16 protein-coding genes are annotated in these 15,296 nt (G+C 73.0%); 7 read left to right on the top strand and 9 right to left on the bottom strand.

Annotated elements, in window-relative coordinates; translation table 11 throughout:
• Positions 1–248 precede the first annotated feature (248 nt).
• The 4 genes from ABT288_RS45935 to ABT288_RS45920 all read right to left on the bottom strand — a co-directional run bounded on the left by ABT288_RS45935 (position 249) and on the right by ABT288_RS45920 (position 4,062).
• Positions 249–2,288, bottom strand: a complete 2,040-nt coding sequence (locus tag ABT288_RS45935; protein WP_351621835.1) for an NPCBM/NEW2 domain-containing protein — start codon at positions 2,286–2,288, stop codon at positions 249–251.
• A gap of 217 nt (positions 2,289–2,505) precedes the next feature.
• Entirely contained in the window at positions 2,506–3,276 is a 771-nt protein-coding gene (locus ABT288_RS45930) for a maleylpyruvate isomerase family mycothiol-dependent enzyme (protein WP_351621832.1), read from the bottom strand.
• The gene (locus tag ABT288_RS45925) at positions 3,273–3,626 is read right to left on the bottom strand and encodes an ADP-ribosylation/crystallin J1 (protein WP_351621829.1); all 354 of its coding nucleotides are present in this window, start codon (positions 3,624–3,626) and stop codon (positions 3,273–3,275) included. The genes ABT288_RS45930 and ABT288_RS45925 overlap by 4 nt, the downstream gene beginning before the upstream one ends.
• A gap of 109 nt (positions 3,627–3,735) precedes the next feature.
• Complete coding sequence (locus tag ABT288_RS45920) at positions 3,736–4,062, bottom strand: hypothetical protein (protein ID WP_351621826.1); 327 nt, start codon at positions 4,060–4,062, stop codon at positions 3,736–3,738.
• Between the two features lie 589 nt (positions 4,063–4,651).
• Between ABT288_RS45920 and ABT288_RS45915 the strand changes: the two genes are divergently transcribed.
• Together ABT288_RS45915 and ABT288_RS45910 are read left to right on the top strand one after the other, a co-directional pair.
• Positions 4,652–4,870, top strand: a complete 219-nt coding sequence (locus tag ABT288_RS45915) for a hypothetical protein (protein ID WP_351621823.1) — start codon at positions 4,652–4,654, stop codon at positions 4,868–4,870.
• A gap of 143 nt (positions 4,871–5,013) precedes the next feature.
• Positions 5,014–6,057, top strand: coding sequence for an NUDIX hydrolase (locus ABT288_RS45910; RefSeq protein ID WP_351621820.1), 1,044 nt, complete (start codon positions 5,014–5,016; stop codon positions 6,055–6,057).
• Positions 6,058–6,200: 143 nt separating this feature from the next.
• Here ABT288_RS45910 and ABT288_RS45905 read toward each other — a convergent pair whose 3' ends face one another.
• A complete protein-coding gene (locus tag ABT288_RS45905; protein WP_351621817.1) occupies positions 6,201–6,905 on the bottom strand; it encodes an MBL fold metallo-hydrolase in 705 nt (234 codons plus the stop codon).
• A 62-nt stretch (positions 6,906–6,967) separates the two neighbouring features.
• Positions 6,968–8,323 (bottom strand): dipeptidase, encoded by a 1,356-nt coding sequence (locus ABT288_RS45900; protein WP_351621815.1) that lies wholly within the window; start codon positions 8,321–8,323, stop codon positions 6,968–6,970.
• A 141-nt stretch (positions 8,324–8,464) separates the two neighbouring features.
• Here ABT288_RS45900 and ABT288_RS45895 point away from each other — a divergent pair, with 141 nt between their 5' ends.
• On the top strand, positions 8,465–9,706 hold the full coding sequence (locus ABT288_RS45895; protein ID WP_351621813.1) for a geranylgeranyl reductase family protein: 1,242 nt from the start codon (positions 8,465–8,467) through the stop codon (positions 9,704–9,706).
• Between the two features lie 88 nt (positions 9,707–9,794).
• Here the strand turns inward: ABT288_RS45895 and ABT288_RS45890 are convergent, their stop codons facing one another.
• Entirely contained in the window at positions 9,795–10,244 is a 450-nt protein-coding gene (locus ABT288_RS45890; protein ID WP_351621811.1) for a nitroreductase family deazaflavin-dependent oxidoreductase, read from the bottom strand.
• Positions 10,245–10,371: 127 nt separating this feature from the next.
• On the opposite strand from ABT288_RS45890, the gene ABT288_RS45885 reads away from it, so the two are divergent.
• Positions 10,372–11,064 carry a TetR/AcrR family transcriptional regulator gene (locus tag ABT288_RS45885; RefSeq protein WP_351621808.1) on the top strand — a complete coding sequence of 231 codons (693 nt, stop codon included), beginning with the start codon at positions 10,372–10,374 and terminating at the stop codon, positions 11,062–11,064.
• Positions 11,065–11,097: 33 nt separating this feature from the next.
• Here ABT288_RS45885 and ABT288_RS45880 read toward each other — a convergent pair whose 3' ends face one another.
• Complete coding sequence (locus tag ABT288_RS45880) at positions 11,098–12,135, bottom strand: medium chain dehydrogenase/reductase family protein (protein WP_351621806.1); 1,038 nt, start codon at positions 12,133–12,135, stop codon at positions 11,098–11,100.
• A 185-nt stretch (positions 12,136–12,320) separates the two neighbouring features.
• On the opposite strand from ABT288_RS45880, the gene ABT288_RS45875 reads away from it, so the two are divergent.
• From ABT288_RS45875 to ABT288_RS45865, 3 genes are all read left to right on the top strand, one after another.
• The gene (locus tag ABT288_RS45875; protein ID WP_351621804.1) at positions 12,321–12,971 is read left to right on the top strand and encodes a TetR/AcrR family transcriptional regulator; all 651 of its coding nucleotides are present in this window, start codon (positions 12,321–12,323) and stop codon (positions 12,969–12,971) included.
• Positions 12,972–13,062: 91 nt separating this feature from the next.
• Positions 13,063–14,277, top strand: a complete 1,215-nt coding sequence (locus tag ABT288_RS45870) for a sensor histidine kinase (protein ID WP_351621801.1) — start codon at positions 13,063–13,065, stop codon at positions 14,275–14,277.
• Positions 14,274–14,939, top strand: coding sequence for a response regulator transcription factor (locus ABT288_RS45865; protein ID WP_351621799.1), 666 nt, complete (start codon positions 14,274–14,276; stop codon positions 14,937–14,939). Before ABT288_RS45870 ends, ABT288_RS45865 begins: the two co-directional genes overlap by 4 nt.
• Here ABT288_RS45865 and ABT288_RS45860 read toward each other — a convergent pair.
• The gene (locus ABT288_RS45860) at positions 14,900–15,181 is read right to left on the bottom strand and encodes a DUF6332 family protein (protein WP_351621796.1); all 282 of its coding nucleotides are present in this window, start codon (positions 15,179–15,181) and stop codon (positions 14,900–14,902) included. The genes ABT288_RS45865 and ABT288_RS45860 overlap by 40 nt on opposite strands.
• Positions 15,182–15,296: the final 115 nt, after the last annotated feature.

The raw sequence follows: 15,296 nt of genomic DNA, 5'->3' as shown, positions 1-15,296 counted from the left end.
CCCACCTTGCACTTCGTCTTGCTCCTGAGGTACGTGCCCGGGCTGATGGGTACGCAGGCGGTCCTGGTCGGGGCGGCGCCCGCCGCGCTGGCCCGGCGGCCGGACGCGACGGCGGGGGTCTGAGCCGGGGTCAGCGCCCCGAAAGGGCGTGGGGCCGGATCGCCATGTGGCTCCGCCGCGTGGGCACGGCCAGCCCGGACTCACCCGCAGCCGCGCACGGTCTCAACCGCCCCGACGGGTGGGCACCCTCAGCAACTCACTTGCGCATCCGCCCAGTCCGCATGGTCCGAGTCGTTGCCGTCCCCCGCGTCGGTGACGACCAGGTGGACCACCTGGGCGCCGGTGATGTCGGCGCTGATCGGCTGGGCGGGCATCGCGTTGGTCAGGACGCCGGTCGAGGCGACCTTCGTGCCGTCGGCCCAGATCTCGAAGGTCACGGTGCCCCTCGTGCCCTTCTCGTCGTCCACGCCGACATCCGCGGCGACCTTGCTGCACGCCCTGCCGGTGTAGAAGGAGACGTCGCTCGCGGCGTGCACGCCGAGGCCCTTGGCGTACACGGCGCCGCCGATGGTGATCGGGTGGCCGTCGCCCGCGGCGCTCTCCCCGTTGCTGGTGTCGCGTTCCACCGGCCCCCAGCCGCTGGTCGCCGACAGCCAGGGCAGGTCGCTGAGGTACGACGTCCCGGCGGGCGGCCGGACGACGACGGACGCGGTGAGCGGGAGGGTGCTGGTGACGCCCTGTCCGGTCGGTGAGAGGTAACGCGTCTGGAGGGTCAGGCCGTAGGACCCCGTGGGTGTCCCGGCCGGCGCGGTGACGGTCCAGCCGGTGCGCAGGGTCCGGCCGGTGGCGAGGGCGGTGGCCGTGGTCGGCGACGAGGGCCGCACGGTCCACCCGTCGGGGCCGGTCAGGGCCACGGACACGCGGCGGGCGGGGGTGCGGCCGAGGTCGGTGACGGTGCTGGTCAGCGTGGCGGGCGTAGCCGCCTCCAGCAACGGGCTGCCGTCCAGGCCCAGTTCCACGGCGGGCGGGTGCGCGGCCCAGCGCGGGTCGGCCGAGACGCGCAGCAGGACCGTGCCGTGGGCGGGGACGGTGGCCGCGATGGTGCCGGCGGTGTTGTAGCTGCGGTGCTGCCACAGGTCCCGCAGGGTGTACGCGGTGGCGTCGGGCAGGCCGACGGCGGACGCGGTGGTGGCGATCCGCTGCGCGGTGCCGGACTCGTTGAACAGGGCGACCGCGCGGCTGCCGTCCTTCATCTCCTTGGCGATCACCCAGCGTCCGCCCGCCGAGGAGACGACCGTGCCCTGCTTGCCCAGCGGGTCCTGGTCGACGGCGATGACGTCCTTGTTGTCCAGGATGTCGAAGGTCGCCTGGGAGGCCTTGCGCAGGTCGGTGCCGATCAGCAGCGGCGCGGCCATGACCGACCAGAGGGAGAAGTGCGAGCGGTACTCGGTGTCCGTCATGCCGCCGTTGCCGACCTCCAGCATGTCGGGGTCGTTCCAGTGGCCGGGTCCCGCGTACGGCGCGAGCGGCAGGTTCTGCTTCAGGATGGAGAGCATCGAGCCCCAGTCGTCACTGATGTCACCCGTGGTGCGCCACAGATGGCCGACGTCCGCCGCCCATTGCCAGGGCTTGTTCTCGCCCCATTCGCAGATGCTGTAGACGATGGGCCGTCCGGTCGCCTTGAGAGCGTCCCGCATGGTGGTGTACCGCTGCTTGGCGTCGACGCCCTGGTTGTTGCAGTTGTCGTATTTCAGGTAGTCCACGCCCCAGTCGGCGAACTGCCCGGCGTCGCTGTACTCGTGGCCGAGCGCGCCCGGGAAGCCCGCGCTGTTGCAGGTCCTGGTGCCGGCGCTGGTGTAGATGCCGAGTTTGAGCCCCTTGGAGTGGACGTAGTCGGCGACGGCCTTGATGCCGTTCGGGAAGCGGGCCGGGTCGGGCACCAGCTTGCCGTCGGCGTCGCGCTGCGGCAGGGCCCAGCAGTCGTCCAGGTTGACGTACCGGTAGCCGGCGTCCTTCAGGCCCTTCGCCACGAAGAGGTCGGCGATGCCCTTGACCATGCTCTCGTTGAAGTCCGCGCGGCAGTGCGTGGAGTTCCAGTTGTTGAAGCCCATGGGCGGGGTGAGGGCGAGACCGTCGGCCAGGGCCGGGGCGGCCGGGCGCTGGGCGGGAGCCGCGAGGGCGGGGCCGGCCAGGCTCGCCGCGCACAGCAGGCCTGTGGTGAGTGCGCCGACGACTCTTCGCAGGGGTGTGCGGGCGTGGCGGGTCGTGCGGGTGTGAGGGTGACGCATCGTTGACGTTCCTCCGACTCGCGAAAGGTGGCTGACGGCAGGGCGGCGCCTGGGCGTCATGTATGTGTCAGCTGTGCGCGTTTACGGTAGGACGTGTCGGACTATGTTGGAAGAGAGGTGACCCCGACCGTTCGATATGTCGTCAGAAGCGTTGACAGCAGGGGGGTTTGACGTAATGACTGGCTGTCGGGCGTTCGGATGTGTTCGCTTCCGGGGCTCACGCCTCGTCGTCGACGCGACCCCAGCCGGGCAGCGGAGGCTGCGGCCAGGCCGGCGGGGCGGGGAGGAGAGGGGCGGGACCGTCGGTCGTCAGTACGGCGGCCGGAGTTCGTCCGCTGAGCCAGCCGAGCACCTCGTGCCCGGCCCCGGCGACCGACGGTCCCTCCGACGCCACGGACCAGCGCCGGCCGAGATCCACGGCTTCCACCGAGGCGACCGGAAAACCCTGGGCGCGCAGCGTGGTGAGGGTGTCGTCCAGGGCCCAGGAGACATAGCTGTCGGGCCACTGCGCGGTGCCGTGGCCGACGCCCAGGTCGAAGTGGTGCGTCTCCAGCTCCCGCAGGCAGCGCAGCAGGAGGTACCAGGCCGGGTGCCGCCAGCCGGCCAGCGCGGGGACCAGACGGTCCCAGGCGGGGGCGGGCAACGCGCGTGCCTGTGCCGCGAATCGCTCGAGGCTCCCGCGCAGTCGGGTGGCCAGTCGCTCGGCGGACAGCGCCGCGTCCCGCTCGATCGCCGCGGCCAGGGTCGCCGCGTCCGCGCGGGGGCCCGGTGCGTGGCCGGTGTGCGCGAGCCGCAGCAGCCAGACGTAGGCGTCGACGCTGTGGGCGACGTGGGCGAGCACATGGCCCCGCGTCCACCCCGGCAGCCCCGACGGGGCCCGGAGTCCCGTGTCGGACAGGCCGGCCGCGGCCCGTACGAGCCGGTCGCCCGAGCGTACGACGTCCTCGGTGCGACCGGCTCCGGCGCGGAAGACCGGGAGTCCGTTCACCGGAACTCCCGCACAAGCTGGATCCGTCCGACGATATGGGCGTTGAACTCGTCCAACTCCTCGGCCGGAACCCACAGTTCGAGGATCGTCTCGCCGCCGGCCTGCCGGACCGGATACCGGGCGAGGAACTCCGTGTCGACCTCGAACCGGGTCACGAAACCGGCGCCGTCGTGCTGGACGTTCCAGTCCCGGGCGATGCGGATCGCGTAGTCCTCGTTGAGGACCGGGTAGAAGATCGGCTGCTCGGGGAGCCGGGGCGGCCAGGCCCGCCAGTCGAGCGCGCGGACCAGTTCCAACTCCTTGGGGCCCGTGGGGCGCCAGAGGGTCGTGGTCAGCAGCGGGCTGGTCATGATGTCGCGTTTCCGGTCGGGGCCTGCCGCGCCGGCGGGCAGGTCGGGATGTCGGACGATACCGGCCCCACCCAACGGCGGACCAGCGGATTTCGGCCGGTCCGGCCTCTCACGGCGCGGCGAACGGCCGTGCCAGGTCGCGGTGATGGGCGGCGGCCCGCTCCACCCGGGCCCGGTCGACGGTCGTTCCGGGCCGGCCGGCGAGCCACCGGCGCCGTTCCCGGGCGTGTCCGCGGCACGGCAGGCAGATGACGCGCTCGGGATGCCGGGACACGAAGGCGCGGGACACGCCCAGGCCGCAGCCCGCGGTCGCCTCGGCAGGAAGCGTGCCGACCGGCCCGCACATGGCGGCCGGCCCATTGCGCACCACCGCGGCGCCGCCCTGCCCCTCGACGTGGATGTGCCGTCGGACTCCTCCGCGCGGCCGCGCCCGCAAGGCAACCCACCCCGCGCATCGTGGCGGTAGCCCGGGCTGCTCGCCGGTGAGGTAGCCGGTTTTCTCCTGCCGGTAAGATGGCTCGGCCCTCCCGTCGGGACGGCAGCCCGGCCCACGCGCCGGCACGGTAGCCCGGTCCTCCTGCCGGTACGGTGTCCCGGCCCGCCCGCCGGTGAGGCAATTCGCCCCGCGCATCGTGGCGGTAGCCCGGGCTGCTCGCCGGTGAGGTAGCCGGTTTTCTCCTGCCGGTAAGGTGGCTCGGCCCTCCCATCGGCACGGCAGCCCCGTCCTCCCGCCGGCACGGTAGCCCGGCCCTCCCGTCGGCACGGCAGCCCGGCCCACCCGTCGGGACGGCAGCCCGGTCCTCCCGCCGGGACGGCAGGGTCCTCCCTCCGGCACAGCAGTCCGGCCTCCCGCCGGTACAGCAGTCCGGCCTCCCGCCAGGACGGCAGCCCGGCCCACCCGCCGGTACCGCAGTCCGATCGGCCGGCCGGGACGGTACCCGGCTCTTCCCGCCGGGACAGTGACCCCAGTCGTCCGCTCGCGGGTATCCGCGTGACTCCTGGCCCGGTCCGCAGTTGGTCAGTGCATGAAGAAGCGCAGCATGCTCGCCATCGCCAGCCTGGCCACCGGATTCGTCGTGGCCGCCGTCACCCCCTCCCACGCGGCGGACAAGGGCTCCCTCAACGGCTTCAACGGCCTCGACGGCCTCAACTCGGTCAACGTCCCGGACACGCTCGGCTCGGCCGGCCACCCGGTCACCCTGGAGAGCCTCTCCATCGACGACCAGCCCCATGGGCAGCAGTAGGGCCGACGGTCCACGGTGCGAGTGCCGGTGCCCCTGCCGAAGGGGGCACCGGCACTCCCGTTCCGGCGCCCTCACCGGGGCGGGGTTTCCGTGGCAGGGTGGAGCGGGCAAGCCTCAGGGGGCCAACACAAGAGGGGGAGTCCGTGACCGTCGTCTGGATCAACGGCGCGTTCGGTGCGGGGAAGACCACCACCGCACGGGAACTGATCGAGCTGATCCCGAACAGCACGCTCTTCGACCCCGAGGTCATCGGCTCGGGGCTCACGCACCTTCTGCCCGCCAAGCGCCTCGCCGAGGTCGGTGACTTCCAGGATCTGCCGATCTGGCGCCGGCTCGTGGTCGACACGGCGGCCGCCATGGTCGCCGAGCTGGGCGGGACCCTCGTGGTGCCGATGACCCTGCTCCGCCAGGAGTACCGCGACGAGATCTTCGGCGGCCTCGCCGCCCGCAGGATCTCCGTGCACCATCTGCTGCTCGCCCCGGCTGAAACGATCCTGCGCCAGCGAATAGCCGGGCGGGAGGTCCCGCCCGACCTGCCCGAGGGCGAGATGCGCATACGGCAGTGGTCGTACGACCACATCGAGCCGTACCGCGCCGCCCTCGCCTCCTGGCTCACCGCCGACGCCCACCTCGTGGACACCAGCGCTCTCACCCCGTACGCCACCGCCGTCCGCATCGCCGACGCCGTCGCCGGCGGAGCCGTACCGCCCTGTGACATCGTGCAGACCCCCGAGCCGACCGCCGAGACCCTCGCCGCCGGGGTGCTGCTCTTCGACGAGCGCGACCGGGTACTGCTCGTGGACCCCACCTACAAGCCCGGCTGGGAGTTCCCCGGCGGCGTGGTGGAGCGCGGCGAGGCACCGGCCCGCGCGGGGATGCGCGAGGTCGCCGAGGAGACCGGGATACGGCTGCGGGAGGTGCCCCGGCTGCTCGTGGTGGACTGGGAACGGCCGGTGCCGCCCGGCTTCGGCGGGCTGCGGCTGCTGTTCGACGGCGGACGGCTGGAGTCCGGTGAGGCGTCCCGGGTGGTGCTGCCGGGCCCGGAGCTGCGCGGCTGGCGCTTCGCCGGCGAGCAGGAGGCCGCCGCGATGCTGCCGCCGGTCCGCTACGAGCGGCTGCGCTGGGCACTGCGGGCCCGCGAGCGGGGGACCACGCTCTACCTGGAGGCCGGGGTGCCGGTCGGCTGAGCAGGTCGCCGCGACGGCCGGGCCCGCCGCGGGACCACGCGACGAGACACGCGTCGTGCGATGGCCAGCCGCTCTCTCTCGCGCCGGCGCCCGGCCCCGTCGCCTTGCGGCCGGCGCCGGGCGGCAGCGGGTGTGCCCGGTGATCAGGCGGTGGCCGCCACCTCACGCAGGGCCGCCGCGGCGCCCGTCAGCACCGCGTCCCCGTGCCCGAAGCACGCCACCTCCGCCTCCAGCCCGGCCAACCGGCCAAGGGACGTGAGGAGTTGGCGCCGGTCGAGGTTGAACACCCCCGGCATCACCGATCCGTCGACCGGCGAGGCCGCCACCGTGTCCCCGGTGAACAGCACGCCGTCCCCGGGCAGGAACAGCGCGATGCTGCCGTCGGTGTGCCCCGGTACGTGGATGACCCGGGTGCCCCCGCCGAAGTCCAGCACATCGCCGTCGGACACGCCGGTGACCGCGGCGGGCGGCACCGGCGTGCCGTCGGGAAGGTGCTCGGCCACCGCCGCGTGGATCGGCAGCTCCCAGCCCTCGAACCGCGCGGCGGGGCCAGGGAGTTCACCACGGACGAACGGCGCGTCCAGATGGTGCGCCAGTACCTCGGCGCCGCTCAGTGCGGCGAACTCGCCCGCCCCGCCCGCGTGGTCCTCGTGGAAGTGGGTCAGCACGATCCGCCGTACGTCGCCGGGTGCGTGCCCCAGTTCCTCGACCGCCCCGGCGATCGCACGGCCGGCGCCGATCGTGCCCGCGTCGACCAGCGTCAACTCCTCGTCGTCGCGCCAGAGATAGGCCTGGCCGACGGGGAAACGCAGCAGGTGCAGCCGGGGGAGCAGTTCGATGACGTCCATGCGCCGACGGTAGGCGGCGCCCCCGCCCCTGGGCGAGGGCGCTCTGCCGGAGGCAGAAGGGCTCAGCCCGCCGCGTAGTTGCGCAGGAAGAGCGCCTCGGCGACCGACAGCCGCTCCAGCTCCTGCGGGTGCACGCTCTCGTTGACCGCGTGGATCTGCGCCTCCGGCTCGCTGAGGCCGATGAGCAGGATCTCCGCCTGCGGGTACAGGCCGGCCAGGGTGTTGCACAGCGGGATGGAGCCGCCTTCGCCAGCGTACTGCATGGTCTCACCCGGGTAGGCGACCGCCATCGCGTCGGCCATCGCCTGGTAGGCGGGGCTGGTGGCGTCGGCGCGGAAGGCCTGGCCCTGGCCGACCTGCTCCGTGGTGACCCGGGCGCCCCAGGGGGTGTGTGCCTGGATGTGCGCCTGGAGCAGCTTGGTCGCCTCCGTGGCGTCCACGCCCGGCGGCACCCGAAGGCTGATCAGCGCGCGGGCGCTGGAGTGCACGGACGGGGTGGCGCCGACGACCGGCGGGCAGTCGATGCCGAGCACGGTGACGGCCGGGCGGGACCAGAGGCGGTCGGCGACCGAGCCGTTGCCGATCAGCCCGACCCCCTCGAGCACCTTGGCGTCCGCGCGGAACTGCTCCTCGGTGTACTCCAGGCCGTCCCACGTACCCGTGGCGTCGAGACCGTCGACCGTCGTGGAGCCGTCCTCGGTACGCAGCGAGTCCAGCACGCGGATCATCGCGGCGAGCGCGTCCGGGGCGGCGCCGCCGAACTGGCCGGAGTGCAGGTTGCCCGCGAGGGTGTCGATCCGCACGCGGACCAGGGTCATGCCGCGCAGCGTGGTGGTCACCGTCGGCAGGCCGACGCGGAAGTTGCCCGCGTCGCCGATCACGATGGTGTCGGCCTCCAGCAGCTCCGGGTGCTCCTCGGCGTACCGCTCCAGGCCGCCCGTGCCCTGCTCCTCGGAGCCCTCGGCGATCACCTTGATGTTCACCGGGACGCCGCCGTTCGCCTTCAGGGCGCGCAGCGCGAGCAGGTGCATGATCACGCCGCCCTTGCAGTCGGCGGCCCCGCGGCCGTACCAGCGGCCGTCGCGCTCGGTCAGCTCGAACGGCGGGCTGGTCCAGCCGGCCTCGTCCAGCGGCGGCTGCACGTCGTAGTGCGCGTAGAGAAGAACCGTTTTAGCACCCTCCGGGCCCGGCAGGTAGCCGTAGACCGACTGCGTGCCGTCCGGGGTGTCGAGCAGGGCCACGTCGACGAATCCCTCGGCGCGCAGGGCGTCGGCGACCCAGTTCGCGGCGGCCTCGCTCTCGCTCTTCGGGAACTGCGTGAAGTCCGCCACCGACTTGAAGGCGACCAGTTCGGCCAGCTCCGCCTTGGCCCGGGGCATGAGCGAGGCGACGGTCTCGGCGACCGGATTCGACGACATGGGCACGCTCCTCGTGGGTGCGACGTTGAACAGCTTGAACAGGGTATGTGCCCCCGATACTCCCACAGTGGCCTGCGACGACGGCCGCCGTAGGATGCGGGGGACACTACGGCAGCGGCTTGATCGGAGCGGTAGACCAACGTGAGCGGCGAGAACTCTTCGGCGGACGGCGTGGAGCGGGTGTGGGACGTCGTCGTGGTGGGCGCGGGACCCGCGGGGGCCTCGGCCGCCTACGCGGCGGCGGTCGCGGGACGCCGCGTGCTCTTGCTGGAGAAAGCCGCACTGCCGCGCTACAAGACCTGCGGCGGCGGCATCATCGGCCCCTCGCGCGACGCGCTGCCGCCCGGCTTCGAGCTGCCCCTGCGCGACCGGGTGCACGCGGTCACCTTCTCGAACAACGGCCGCTTCACCCGCACCCGCCGCTCCAAGCAGATGCTGTTCGGGCTGATCAACCGGCCCGAGTTCGACCAGCAGCTGGTCGAGCACGCCCAGAAGGCGGGGGCCGAGCTGCGTACGGGCGTCACGGTGCAGCGGGTCGAGCAGCACGGCTCGGCGGTCCCCGACCGGCGCACGGTCGCCGTGGTCCTGCAGGGCGGCGAGACGGTGCTGGCCCGCGCGGTCGTCGGCGCCGACGGCAGCGCCAGCCGCATAGGAGCGCACGTCGGGGTGAAGCTGGACCAGGTGGACCTCGGCCTGGAGGCGGAGATCCCGGTCCCGGAGTCCGTCGCCCAGGACTGGAAGGGACGGGTGCTCATCGACTGGGGCCCGATGCCGGGCAGTTACGGCTGGGTGTTCCCCAAGGGGGACACCCTGACGGTCGGTGTGATCTCCGCGCGCGGTGAAGGCGCCGCCACCAAGCGGTACTTGGAGGACTTCATCGCCCGCCTCGGCCTGTCCGGCTTCGAGCCGGCCATCTCCTCCGGGCATCTCACCCGCTGCCGCGCCGACGACTCGCCGCTGTCCCGGGGCCGGGTGCTGGTCTGCGGTGACGCGGCAGGGCTGCTGGAGCCGTGGACCCGCGAGGGCATCTCCTTCGCGCTGCGCTCCGGCCGGCTCGCGGGGGAGTGGGCGGTGCGCATCGCCGAGGCGCACGACGCGGTGGACACCCGCCGCCAGGCCCTGAACTACGCGTTCGCGATCAAGGCCGGGCTCGGCGTCGAGATGAGCGTCGGCAAACGCCTGCTGACCGTGTTCGAGAGGCGCCCCGGCCTCTTCCACGCGGCTCTCACCGGCTTCCGCCCCGCGTGGCGGGCCTTCCGAGACATCACCCAGGGCTCGACCTCCCTCGGCGAGATCGTCCGCATCCACCCCCTCGCCCAGCGCGCCCTGACCGCGCTGGACCGGGGGCAGGCGGAGCCGGTCGAGGAGCCGGCCGGGTCCTGACCGGCCTGGACCAGGGTCTGCCCGGACCGCGCCGGTGGGGGACGGCGCCGGTCCGGAGCCGGGGGCCGCAGCCCGGCGGAGGATCCGGTCAGTTCATGACCGTGATGTGGAAGACGGGGTGGTCGGGGGCGATGCGGCGCAGGTCCTCGTCCGGGGAGTCGGGGCCGACGCCGTCGAAGAAGATCCCGACCTCCGCCTTCCAGCGCTTGAGGTAGGCCCTCAGCAGCGGCACCTTGTCGTCGTCGGCGATCTCGGTGGCGGTGAAGACGTCCACGTTCTTGCCGAGCCGCAGCTCGCCGCCGCCGGCCGCCCGCATGTTGTGGGTCCACTGGACATGCCCCCGGGGGGCGAGCAGGTATTGCTGTCCGTCCACCGTCAGCAGGTTCACCGGAGTGGTGCGCCATTGTCCGCTCTTGCGTCCGCGCACCGCGAGGACCCGGGAACCCCAGACACTGACGCCGCGCCGGGTGAGCCAGCTGACTGCCCGGTTGAAGACGTTGACGGTGAACCAGCCCGGCTTCTTGACGTGTGTCGACATGGTGACCCCCACGGTTTGGGAGAGCGGTGCTCTCGCTCGACTTCAGTGTGGGGGAGACAGGCGCTCCAGGGCAAGAGCAGTGCTCTCTTTTGTGTGCGCCGCTCTCCGTTCATGGCACACTGCTCGCATGAGCACCGCACGGGGCGCCCGGGCACGGGCCAGGATGGAAGTCACGGCAGCCATCAAGGAAGAGGCGCGCAGACAACTGGTGAAGGAGGGCGCGGCCAAGCTCTCGCTGCGGGCCGTGGCGCGCGAGCTCGGCATGGTCTCCTCGGCGCTGTACCGCTACTTCCCGAGCCGTGACGAGCTGCTCACCGCCCTGATCATCGATGCCTACGACTCCCTCGGCGAGGCGGCCGAGGCGGCCCACGCGGCGGCCGCGGGCGCGGATCACGTGCGGCGCTGGACGGCCGTGTGCGAGGCGGTGCGGGCCTGGGCCCTCGCCCATCCCCACGAGTACGCCCTCATCTACGGATCGCCGGTACCCGGCTACTCCGCCCCCGAAGCCACCGTCCCGGCCGCCTCGCGCGTCGGCCTGCTCCTCATCGGCATCGTCCGTGACGCCTTCCAGGGTCCCGGCCTCGCCGATCTCCCCCTTCCCGCCGAGCTGCGTCCCGAGGCCGAGCGCATGGTGGCGGACTTCGCGCCCGACCTGCCCCCGGAGGCGGCCCTGGCGCTGGTCGCGGCCTGGTCCCAGCTGTTCGGGCTGGTCGGCTTCGAGCTGTTCGGGCAGTTCCACCGGGTGGTGGAGGACCGGGAGACCTTCTTCCGGCATGCGGCGGCCCGGCTCGCCCGGGGCGTGGGGCTGGTCGGCCCGTGACGCCCGGAGGCCGGGCCCGGCTCCCGTCCGCACCTAGGCACCAGGAATCAGGACGACCTTCCCGGTCACCGTGCCGGACTCCGCCAACCGCATCGCCTCCGCGACCTCGGTGAGCGGCATCCGGGCGGCGATCCGTGCGGTGACCTCGCCGCGTTCCAGGGCGTGGAACACCTGGGTGAGGTCGGCGCGCAGCCGGCTTCGGAAGCGGTCCTTGTTCAGGGCGCGACCCGCCCAGACGTTGAAGAAACAGGCGCGGCGGCCGTTGGGCAGCGTGTTCCACCACCACACCCGGCCGAGGATCTTCAATACGGGCCACTGCTTGGAGCCCGAGTCGTCCCGGGTGGTGGCGCTGCCGTAGGCGACGAGGGTCCCGCCGGGGGCGAGCAGCCGCCAGGAGTCGGTGACGCTGCGCCCGCCGAGGTGGTCGAAGACGGCGTCGACCCCGTCGGGGGCGAGTTCCCGGACCCGGGCCGGGACGTTCTCGGTGCGGTAGTCGACGGGGGTGACACCCAGTTCGCGCAGGGCCTCGTGGTGGCGCGCGGACGCCGTACCGATCACCTTCAGGCCGGCCGCACGTGCGAGCTGGACCAGGACTGTGCCGACACCGCCGTTGGCGCCGTGCACCAGGACCGTTCCGCCGCTGCGCACCCGGGCCTTGCGATGCAGCATCTGCCACGCGGTGATCCCGTTGACCACCAGCGTCTCCGCCTCCGCCGCACCGATCCCGGCGGGCACCTCCACGGCGTCGGCCGCGTCGAGCACCACATGGCTCGCCCAGCCGCCGACCTTGACCAGCGCCGCCACCCGCTTGCCGACGAGGCCCGGTGTGACGCCGGTGCCGGTCGTGAGAACCGTGCCGACCAGGTCGTACCCGGGCACGAACGGGAACGGCGGCTGGTCGTAGTAACGGCCCCGGCGCATCTGCTGCTCGGCGAAGGAGACCCCGGTGGCCTCCACTCGCACCACGATCTGCCCGGCCCCGGGCAGCGGAACGTCCCGGTGCCGGAGCAGCAACTCCTCCGGCTCGACCGTGCCCGGCAGGACGACCTCGACGAGCTTCTTGCTTTCCATGACGACCTCCGGGTCGGAGAGGGGTGGCTGATGCACCACACCTACGTAGAGCGCTTCGCTTGCGTTAGAAGCTATAACTAAAATGACTTCTCCTAGCTCTGATGTCAATGCTTCGCTGTCGAATCCGTTACGGCCTGTCTCGACAGTGATAGGTTGAAACCACGTCGGCGAGGAGGGTGAAGGCGATGGCGGCAGGCGCGGCGAGTCCCCGGGAGCGGTACCGGAGCCAGGTGCGGGCGGAGATCAAGTCGAAGGCCTGGGATCAGATCGCCACCTCGGGCGCGTCGGGGCTGTCCCTCAACGCCATCGCCAAGGAGCTGGGCATGAGCGGCCCCGCCCTCTACCGGTACTTCGGCGGCCGGGACGACCTGATCACCGAGCTGGTCCGGGATGCCTACCGCAGCCTCGCGGACACGTTCAGCGCCGCGGCTGAGGCAGGCTCGGGGCTGTCCGGACTGGCCCGGGCGATGCGCCGCTGGGCGCTGGAGGATCCCCAGCGCTATTTCCTCGTCTACGGAACACCGGTCCCCGGCTACCGGGCGCCGGACGACACCACCGCGACCGCCCGGGAGATCATGGCTGTCCTGCTGGACGTCTGCGCGGCCGAAGAGCCCCGGGCCGCGTCGCCCGACGCGCTCGAGAGCCACCTCGCGGACCATCACGGCTGGGCGGGCGACCACCCCGCCCCGCCGCCCGTGCTGCGCCGGGCCCTTGCGTTCTGGACCCGCCTGCACGGGGTCCTCTCCCTGGAACTCGCCGGTCACTTCACGGGCATGGGCTTCGACCCGGAGACGCTCTTCACCGCCGAGGTGAATGCCCTGGCGGACGGAGAGTGAGCGGACAGGCTGCCGTACTTCTCCGGGAGTACGCGTGATCACCTCGTCCGGCTGACGTCCGTGCCGGCCGGCGGCGTCTACCGTGGCCTGCATGGAAGAGCAGCGCGCCCCGGGCCGGTGGCGGCGGCACGGTCCGCCGTGGTGGAGCGCACCCGACGAGACGGAGCCGCACCGGGCCCACCGGCCCTGGCGCACCACCGTGCTGCTCACCGCGTTCGTCCTGATCGGCACCCACTTCGCGGCCCACAGCCAGCCCCACCGCGTGCCCCTGGACGGCTACGCGCGCGTGCTGCTGCTCGTCGCATCGGTCCTGCTGCTGTGGCGGCACCGGCACCCGGTGGCCGTGGCCTACGGCACCGCGGCGGCGACCCTCGTCTACCTCGCCGCGGGCTACCCCTACGGACCGGTCTTCCTGACCGTCGCCGTCGGCTGCTTCAGCGCGGTCGTCGCCGGGCACCGGCGGGCGGCGTGGGGGGCCGTCGGCCTGCTGTGGGCGGGGCACGTCCTGGTCGCCCTCTGGCTCTACCGCTGGCTCCCGCCCTCGGGCGACAAGGGCGCGAACGTCTATCAGGAGATCGGCGTCGGCGCCTGGGTGCTGGCCGTCATAGCCCTGGCCGAACTGGTCCGGGTGCGGCGCGAGCAGTGGGCGCGGGAGCGCGCCGACCGGGCCCAGGCGGCACGACGCCGCGCGGACGAGGAACGGCTGCGGATCGCCCGCGAGTTGCACGACGTCCTCGCGCACAGCATCTCCGTCATCAACGTCCAGGCCGGCATGGGGCTCGCGCTGCTCGACAGCGACCCCGAGCAGGCGCGGGCCGCGCTCACCACCATCAAGGCCGCCAGCAAGGAGGCGCTCGGCGAAGTGCGCCAGGTGCTCGACACCCTGCGCGCCCCCGGCGCCGCGCCGCGCGCCCCCGCTCCCGGCCTGGGCCGGCTGCCGGAGCTGGTGGAACAGGCCGCCGCGGCCGGGCTGACCGTGGAGGTCGAGGGCGAGCCGCCGCAGCTGCCGCCCGGTGCCGACCTCGCCGCCTTCCGTATCGTCCAGGAGGCCCTGACCAACGTCGTACGGCACTCCGGATCGCGGCACGCGCGCGTGCGGTTCGCCCACGACGGCGACGCGCTGCGGCTGCGCATAGACGACGACGGCCCGGCCACCGGCGCCGACGCCGGGGGCGGCGGGAAGGGGCTGGCCGGCATGCGGGAACGGGCGGCCGCGCTGGGTGGCACCATCGAGGCGGGCCCGCGCCCCGACGGCGGCTTCCGGGTGCTCGCCGTACTGCCGTCGCACCCCAGGGAGGACCAGTGATCCGGGTACTGCTCGCCGACGACCAGTCGCTCGTGCGGGCCGGTTTCAGGGCGTTGCTCGACGCCCAGCCGGACATCGAGGTGGCCGGGGAGGCGTCCGACGGTGAGGAGGCGCTGCGCCAGGTGCGCGAACTGCGCCCGGACGTCGTCCTGATGGACATCCGCATGCCCCTGCTGGACGGTCTCGCCGCGACCCGGCGCATCACCGGTGACGCGGAGCTGAAGGACGTGAAGGTGGTCATGCTCACCACCTTCGAGCTGGACGAGTACGTCTTCGAGGCGATCCGCTCCGGCGCCTCCGGTTTCCTGGTCAAGGACACCGAACCGGACGAACTCCTCCGCGCGGTACGGGCGGTGGTGCAGGGCGACGCGCTGCTGTCGCCGGGCGTCACCCGCAGGCTGATCGCGGAGTTCGCGGCCCGCTCCAAGGAACCCGCGGCGGCGGACGCCCTCGGCCGGCTCACCGAGCGGGAGCGGGAGGTGATGGCGCTGGTCGGCATCGGCCTGTCCAACGAGGAGATCGCCCGTCGGCTGGTGGTCAGCCCGCTCACCGCCAAGACCCATGTGAGCCGGACGATGGTGAAGCTGGGCGCCCGGGACCGCGCCCAACTCGTCGTGCTGGCCTATGAGTCGGGGTTGGTACGGCCCGGCTGGCTGGGCTGAGCCGTCTGCCGGAAGCGCACCAGCACACTCACCACGCGGGCCACGAACACGACCGGTGCGACCGCCATGCCGAGCCGCAGCAGGACCTTGGACGGCAGCGGCGGCAGGTCGAAGAGCAGCGCCGGACCGGCCACGGCCCCGAACAGCACCGCCGCCGCGAAGGCGGCGCTCACCAGCGCGTAGCCGATCTCCACCGTCGCCGCGTCCTGTTGGGCCTTGCGGCGTCCCCCGTATGCGTACATTCCCCCAGCTTCACAGAAGGGGGGGGCGGCGGGGGGGGGGGGCCGCGCGGGGCCCGCCGCTCCACTCAGGGGGCCGGTAACGGGCCCCTATTGCTGGCTGCCGGTCTGGGCGAGC

Source organism: Streptomyces sp. NPDC001093, from assembly GCF_040298985.1.
Lineage (GTDB): Bacteria > Actinomycetota > Actinomycetes > Streptomycetales > Streptomycetaceae > Streptomyces.
This window is presented reverse-complemented; position numbering and strand designations above follow the sequence as displayed.

Bases quoted from the DNA above. Each gene is read 5' to 3' on its own strand.
- ABT288_RS45870 (WP_351621801.1), top strand. From the start codon at position 13,063: ATGGAAGAGCAGCGCGCCCCGGGCCGGTGGCGGCGGCACGGTCCGCCG.
- ABT288_RS45900 (WP_351621815.1), bottom strand. From the start codon at position 8,323: ATGTCGTCGAATCCGGTCGCCGAGACCGTCGCCTCGCTCATGCCCCGG.
- ABT288_RS45925 (WP_351621829.1), bottom strand. From the start codon at position 3,626: ATGACCAGCCCGCTGCTGACCACGACCCTCTGGCGCCCCACGGGCCCC.
- ABT288_RS45935 (WP_351621835.1), bottom strand. From the start codon at position 2,288: ATGCGTCACCCTCACACCCGCACGACCCGCCACGCCCGCACACCCCTG.
- ABT288_RS45915 (WP_351621823.1), top strand. From the start codon at position 4,652: ATGAAGAAGCGCAGCATGCTCGCCATCGCCAGCCTGGCCACCGGATTC.
- ABT288_RS45885 (WP_351621808.1), top strand. From the start codon at position 10,372: ATGAGCACCGCACGGGGCGCCCGGGCACGGGCCAGGATGGAAGTCACG.
- ABT288_RS45890 (WP_351621811.1), bottom strand. From the start codon at position 10,244: ATGTCGACACACGTCAAGAAGCCGGGCTGGTTCACCGTCAACGTCTTC.
- ABT288_RS45905 (WP_351621817.1), bottom strand. From the start codon at position 6,905: ATGGACGTCATCGAACTGCTCCCCCGGCTGCACCTGCTGCGTTTCCCC.
- ABT288_RS45860 (WP_351621796.1), bottom strand. From the start codon at position 15,181: ATGTACGCATACGGGGGACGCCGCAAGGCCCAACAGGACGCGGCGACG.
- ABT288_RS45880 (WP_351621806.1), bottom strand. From the start codon at position 12,135: ATGGAAAGCAAGAAGCTCGTCGAGGTCGTCCTGCCGGGCACGGTCGAG.
- ABT288_RS45875 (WP_351621804.1), top strand. From the start codon at position 12,321: ATGGCGGCAGGCGCGGCGAGTCCCCGGGAGCGGTACCGGAGCCAGGTG.